Source organism: Asticcacaulis biprosthecium C19 (assembly GCF_000204015.1).
GTDB lineage: Bacteria > Pseudomonadota > Alphaproteobacteria > Caulobacterales > Caulobacteraceae > Asticcacaulis > Asticcacaulis biprosthecius.
Map to the genome: position 1 here is coordinate 252,419 of NZ_GL883079.1, position 4,873 is coordinate 257,291.

4 protein-coding genes are annotated in these 4,873 nt (G+C 61.3%); all 4 read right to left on the reverse strand.

The annotated features are described in order from the left end of the window. On the reverse strand, nucleotides 1-267 hold a 267-nt coding region (locus tag ABI_RS16355; RefSeq protein WP_040309523.1), incomplete at its 3' end, for a gluconate 2-dehydrogenase subunit 3 family protein. An 85-nt stretch (nucleotides 268-352) separates the two neighbouring features. After that, nucleotides 353-1,417, reverse strand: a complete 1,065-nt coding sequence (locus ABI_RS23815) for a glycosyl hydrolase family 95 catalytic domain-containing protein (RefSeq protein ID WP_050808331.1) — start codon at nucleotides 1,415-1,417, stop codon at nucleotides 353-355. Then, nucleotides 1,390-2,682, reverse strand: coding sequence for a glycoside hydrolase family 95 protein (locus tag ABI_RS23820; protein ID WP_083811540.1), 1,293 nt, complete (start codon nucleotides 2,680-2,682; stop codon nucleotides 1,390-1,392). The genes ABI_RS23815 and ABI_RS23820 overlap by 28 nt, the downstream gene beginning before the upstream one ends. Nucleotides 2,683-2,955: 273 nt before the next feature. After that, nucleotides 2,956-4,671 carry a GMC oxidoreductase gene (locus ABI_RS16365; RefSeq protein ID WP_040309524.1) on the reverse strand — a complete coding sequence of 572 codons (1,716 nt, stop codon included), beginning with the start codon at nucleotides 4,669-4,671 and terminating at the stop codon, nucleotides 2,956-2,958. Nucleotides 4,672-4,873: the final 202 nt, after the last annotated feature.

Below are 4,873 nucleotides of genomic sequence, written 5' to 3' on the forward strand. Positions count from 1 at the left end.
ATGATGGTCCGCCTTGGTTTTTTCGCCAGCCCAGGTCAGGTACAGGTGATCCATATAGGCCGGGACACCTGCGTCGAGCGCGCCCGGCGTGTCGGTGTGCGGAATGATGGCGTCGGCCAGAAACGTGACCAGCGCCCGTTCCTCCGCGCCGTAAAATCCGGACGTTGCTTTCGGTGTCTGTGCCTCAGCCTCCTGGAAGGCCGACAGAGCCGCAGCACCGCCCAGACTAAAAATCAATCCCTGTAACACCTGCCGGCGCGTTTCCATCTTGTTCTCCGGTCTCGTTCCAGATCCGTAATATTGATATTGTCAACCCTTGCTTCGCTGAAGCGCAAGCCTGGCGAGGCCGTCCTCAGGCGAATTTGAGCGTCAAAGGCCGTCCGCCGGAAAGCCTGACCTCACAAGAGGAGACCGGCGCCTGCGAACCGATGACGAACCTTTGTCCGGGGGGCGCGACAATGCGGCATTGGGTATCCCTGACCGAGCGCAAATATGCCGCCACCGCGCGACCATCCCGCCAGAAGATATCCACGTCAATGGCGCCCCGGGCTCTGAGCCCGCGAACCTTCCCAGTGGGCCATGCCGCGGGGAGGGCGGGCAGAAGGCACAAACGACCATTGTGGCTTTGCATCAGCATTTCCGCCATCGCGGCGGTCGCACCCAGATTGCCATCGATCTGGAAAACCGCGCCATCCCCCATGGGATGCGTGTCGAAATAGTTTGGCGCCGTCGCCTCGCGGAACAGCTTTTCAAGCATCTCATTGGCGGCATCTCCTTCGCCCAGCCGGGCGCGGAACATGACCAGCCATGCCGCACTCCAGCCCGTTTGACCGCCGCCATGCGACAAACGCGCTGCCAGGGTCTTGCGCGCCGCCTCGGCAAGGTCGGGAGTGTCAAGTCTGTCGATCTCCGTTCCCGGAAACAGCCCGAACAGGTGGGAAATGTGGCGGTGGCCCGGTTCGACCTCTTCAAACGGTTCCGACCACTCCATGATTCGACCGTCTTCGCCCACGCGCAGCCGGTCCAGACGGCCCGCCGCGGCTTCGGTGGCCTGGGCAAAGGGGGCGTCTTTCGAGAGGATCCGCGCCGCCAGAGCGGTCGCCGTCAGAAGCGCGAAGGCAATCGACTGGGACATGGTTGGCCCCATGCTGATGAATCCCGCCGTACCGTCGGCCAGACGATAGCCGTTTTCGGGGGATGTCGCCGGGCCGGCGACCAGCTTTCCCGTCGCGGGGTGCGGCACAAGATAGTCGAGACTGAACTGCGCACAGGCTTTCAAGACGGGATAGGCGCGCGTTTCCAGGAAGGTCCGGTCCCCCGAGTGCAGGTAATGCTCCCAGAAATGCAGGCTGAGCCAGGCCAGGCCGTCCGGCCAAAGTCCCCACTGGGTCAGGCCGTCGAGCGCGGTATGCCCCACGGATTGGTGGTGTAATGCGCCGCCGCACCCCCGCAGCCATAGGCGACCTCAGCCGTCCGCCGGGCGTGTGGCATGAGGCGGTCTACATAGTCGAAGAGCGGCTCTGCCAATTCGCCCAGCCCGCACACCTCTGCCGGCCAGTAATTCATCTGCAGATTTATGTTGATATGGTAGTCGGCGCTCCACGGCGGCGTAAAGCCGTCAGCCCATAGTCCCTGGAGATTGGGCGGCAGGGAGCCCGGTCGCGACGAAGCGATGAACAGGTAGCGGCCTAGATTGAAATAGGCTTCGGCCATTAAAGGCATGCCGATACCCGATCTTGCGTCCAAAAGGCGCGAGGCGGCTGAAGGCTGGGAGACATCGTCGCCAAGTTGGAGATCGACCGTCTTGAAAAGGCGTTGATAGTCTTGGGTGTGGTTTGCCAGAACGCCTTTCCAGGCCCGGTTTTGCGCCGCCTCAATGCGCTCGCGACATTGCCTGTGTGGGTCTGGTAGCAAGAGGCTGGTTGCCGCGGTCAGAATCAGGGTTGCGGATTTTGCGCCTGCGACACGGTAACCGCCGGGTTCGATCACACATGTGCCCGTATCGATTTTGCAGGCCAGAACGGCGGCGAAATCCACGCCCCCCTGCGCGGGCGTGCCGCGCAAGACGATGCGTCCATCCTCAGACGTCGTCGCGCTATCCTTCTGACGGCTCAGGGATACCGAAAACGACAGGCCTTCCGGCGCGGACGTCTCAAGATGTATGAAAATGGCCTGGTCGGGGTTGGAGGCGATGATGGTGCGTTTGTAGCTATGACCACCGGCAAGGTAATCGACCTTGACGGCTGCGGCGCCGACATCCAGTTCCCGGCTGTACCCATTTTCGTCGTCAGCATGATCGAATGCGAAGTGCAGATCCCCCAGCATCTGATACGAGCCGAACGTGACGTCATTCATCGGCGTCATGATCTGATCCTGAGCCAGCTTGTTGGCTTCGGCGTAGCGGCCTTCGAAGAGCCGTTTGCGGACTTCAGGCAGAGCAAGGCGCGACGCTTCACGGTCGTCTTGCGCGGCGCGACCGGACCAAAGCTCGATATGATTGAGCTGGATGCGTTCCTGGCGGATGCCGCCGAAAACCATCCCGCCCATGTGGCCATTTCCTACCGGCAGTGCTTCGAGCCAGGTCGAGGCCGGGGTGTCATATATCAGGCGCTGGGTTGAGCGGCCGACTTCGCCACCATACCCAGAGGGAGCGAAGGTTGCGCCTGACAGCAGACTCGCCATGCTGAGACCACCAAGGACTTGACGTCGACTGATAGGTTTCACTTTTCGCCTGTAAAATATTTTTTCACAGGCAAGTAGAGCAGATGACCGGTTGCTGGTCAAGTCATGAGCGCTGAAGCGCGACAGGGTAATGCGCGCAGCAAGCGGCCGATTCCTGCTTTACTCAACCGGGCCGCCGTCGAGCGCCGACTACGGGTTGGGCTTTCCCTTCCGGAACCTGTCGGTGCAACCTGTGGATCGACTTGTTCCAATAAGCGCTGCGCGGCGGCAGGCCTACAACACACCCGTCTTCAGCAACTCCACGGCGTGATTGGCGGCGCGGGCCGTCAGCGCCATGTAGGTCAGGGACGGGTTCTGCACCGCCGAGCTGGGCATGCAACTGCCGTCGGTGATAAACAGGTTGGGGATGTCGTGGGATTGACACCAGCCGTTCAGCACCGAGGTTTTCGGATCTCGGCCCATGCGCGCTGTGCCCATTTCATGGATCTTATTGCCGGGCGAGGTCAGCGATTCCATCGTCACGCCTCGGTCCTCGCTCGACCAGATGTTCGTGCAGCCGGCTGCCTTCATCATGGCCAGAGCATCCTTGGACGCCGCCTGCATTAGCTTGAGCTCGTTCTCACCCAGACGGCAATCAATGACAGCGACGGGCATCCCCCATTTGTCAGTCTTGTTCGCATGCAGACTGATGGTGTTGCGGAAATTGGGCAGCATGTCGCCAAAGGCGTTGATCCCGATGCTCCAGGATTTGGGCGTACGGTTGGCCTGTTTGAAGCTTTCGCCGATCCCTGGCCGGTTTCCCGTCCAGCCCGGCCGTGACGATCCGCCCTGGAAGCCATAGCCACGCAGGAAAGGTTTGTCGTGTTCGCTGATGTTGGCGTAGTTGGCGACATAGATGCCGCCCGGACGCCGTCCGGCATGGTAGTAGGCGTCGAATTCCGGCAATTCGCCACCTGCGCCAGCGCCGCCGAAATGGTCCATCAGGTTGTGGCCCAACTGCCCTGAGCTGTTGGCGAGACCGGTCGGGAAGGCGGCGGAACGCGAATTCAGCATGATCAGGGTCGAGGCCACGGTCGAAGCGTTCAAAAAGATGATCCGGGCCGTATAGGTCTTTGCCTCACGCGTATTGGCGTCGATGACGCGGACGCCAGAGGCGCGCTTCGTCACCGGATCATATTCGATCGAATGGACGATGGCGTGGCTGATCAGGGTCATGTTTTCCGTACGCCGCGCCGCCGGCAAGGTCGCGGAGACCGATGAGAAGTAGGCGCCGAAGGAACAGCCGCGGTGGCAGTGATTACGCGCCTGGCACGGCCCGCGCCCCAGATCCATCTGCTCCTGGGTCGGCTCTGTCAGGTGGGCGACGCGCGCCGCGATCACACGCCGTGACGGGAAGGCCTTGTTGACCCGTTCCGCGAAGGCTTTTTCCGGCAGGGTCAGGTCGAAGGCGGGCTGAAAGATGCCGTCAGGCAGGCTTTCGATGCCGTCGCGGTCGCCTGAAATGCCGGCGAAGCGCTCGACATGGTCGTACCACGGCGCCAGATCGTCGTAACGGATGGGCCAGTCGACACCGTGGCCGTCCTTCTTGTTCGACTCGAAATCCTGGGGGCCAAAACGGTAGGATTGCCGCGACCACATCAATGACTTTCCGCCACTGTGATAGCCGCGCACCCATTCGAACGGCGCGTCTTCCGGCGTTTCGTAGGGCTGTTCGTCTTCCTTCACCCAGAACTGCTTGGTCGTTTCGTGCAAGGCGTAGCCGACGGACTTCGACTGCATGGGGTAGTGTTTTTGCAGCTCGTCTTCCTGGATGCGGTCGAGATTGGGCAGTTCCCACGGCGACAGCATGTCGGAATAGTCCTTCTCGACGCTCAGCTCGCGACCGCGTTCCAGGACCAGGACCTTGAGGCCCTTTTCACACAGCTCCTTGGCGGCCCAACCGCCGCTCATGCCCGAACCTATGACAATGGCATCGAATTCGTCGTTCATCACGCTCACCTGTAGTCTATGGTTATTGTCTTCGGACCCTACTGGGCCCATGTCCGGCCGATTTCACCAATCGGCGCCGAAGCGATCCATCGTCCCGGGATTAGCTCGTAGTGCAACTCTTCCGTCGCACCGGGCTCTGACAGGTAATAGACCGTGGCAATCAGCGATTTGAGGTTCCGGTAGTCCCAATGATCGTTGCCAG